This is a genomic window from Mesorhizobium sp. BAC0120 (assembly GCF_033542235.1).
GTDB lineage: Bacteria > Pseudomonadota > Alphaproteobacteria > Rhizobiales > Rhizobiaceae > JAWRCU01.
This window is the reverse complement of sequence record NZ_JAWRCU010000045.1, coordinates 1-1,521: the sequence shown is the minus strand read 5'-3', so window position 1 is coordinate 1,521 and position 1,521 is coordinate 1. Positions and strand designations below refer to the sequence as shown.

1 protein-coding gene is annotated in these 1,521 nt (G+C 62.9%); it reads left to right on the top strand.

Features of this window, described 5'->3' with window-relative positions; translation table 11 throughout:
- Nucleotides 1-154 precede the first annotated feature (154 nt).
- On the top strand, nucleotides 155-1,498 hold the full coding sequence (locus SAZ10_RS33495) for an IS5 family transposase (protein ID WP_318613884.1): 1,344 nt from the start codon (nucleotides 155-157) through the stop codon (nucleotides 1,496-1,498).
- Nucleotides 1,499-1,521 lie beyond the last annotated feature (23 nt).

The window sequence follows — 1,521 nt, the reverse complement described above, 5'->3', positions numbered from 1 at the left end:
CGTGAAGAATTGCCAAGTCGCTGATTTGCAGTGGGAATTTGGGGCAGTCGAAGCTGCCGATTTTGCCGGAAAATAAGTCTTCGGCTGGGGATTCCTTGCAAAATGGATTTGTGATTCCGTTGCGCTGTGGGGGGGCGCAATGGAGGGTGATTCCATGCGGCCACGGGAACGGCGGGAGACGGGCAAACAGGATCTATTTCGCTCCCGCCTCGATCAGATCATCGATCTGAACCATCCCCTGGTGAAGCTGGCCAAGGCGATCGACTGGAGCTTCCTGGAGCGGCACTTTGGCGAGGTGTACAAGGACGGCCCCGGCCATCCACCACTGCCGACGCGGCTGATGGCGGGGCTTGCCATCCTCAAGCATAGCTACGACCTCTCCGACGAGGTGCTGTGCGAGCGCTGGGTGGAGAACCCCTATTATCAATATTTCTGCGGCGAGGAGTTCTTCCAGCACCGGCTCGTCTTCGACCGCAGCTCGATGACGCACTGGCGCCAGCGCATGGGCGAGGAGCGGCTCAAGGTGCTTCTCCAGGAGAGCCTTTCGGTCGCCGCCAAGACCGGCGCGCTCAAGCCTTCTGAGCTAAGCCGCGTGATCGTCGACACGACGGTGCAGCCCAAGAACGTGACCTTCCCGACCGATGCGAAGCTGCTGAACCGGGCGCGCGAGAAGCTGGTGCGGCTGGCCAGGCAACATGGCGTCAGCTTGCGCCAATCCTATGCACGCCTCGGCAAGATCGCCCTGATCCAGCATCAGCGCTATGCCCACGCCAAGCAGTTCAAGCGGGCGCGCCGGGTTTACAGGAAGCTCAGGACCTATCTGGGCCGCGTCATGCGCGATCTCGACCGCAAGATTGAGGGCAACGAGGCGCTGCGCACGAAGTGTGCCAGGCTGCTTTCCCTGGCCAGGCGCGTGCACGAGCAACAGCAGCGCCAGCGTGGGCCAAAGGTTTATTCCCTGCATGCACCGGAGGTCGAATGCATCGGCAAGGGCAAGCCGCATCGGCCCTACGAGTTCGGCGTCAAGGTCTCCGTCGCCACCACGCTCGCCCACGCCAAGGGCGGCCAGTTCGTCGCCCATGTGCAGGCGCTGCCGGGCAATCCTTATGACGGCCACACGCTGGCCACGGTGATCCCGGACATGCAGGCCATGCTCGGCAATACGCTCGAGCGCATCTACGCCGACAAGGGCTATCGCGGCCACAATGCGCCGCCCGACCACCGGTTCAGGGTCTTCATCGCCGGCCAGAAACGCCGCATGACACCTGCCATCAAGCGCCAGCTCAGGCGCCGATCCGCCATCGAGCCCGTCATCGGCCATCTCAAGGCCGAGCACCGCATGGGCCGCAACTATCTCTGGCACCGGCATGGCGATGCCGCCAACGCCATCCTGGCCGCCGCCGGCTACAACTTCCGCCGCCTCATCCGCTGGCTCAGTCTTTTGCTGTGCCTGATGCTGGCTGCCTTCAGCACTCAGCTTCGCCTCGTATCAACGTGAAATCGCAATAGTTCACGGTCGAC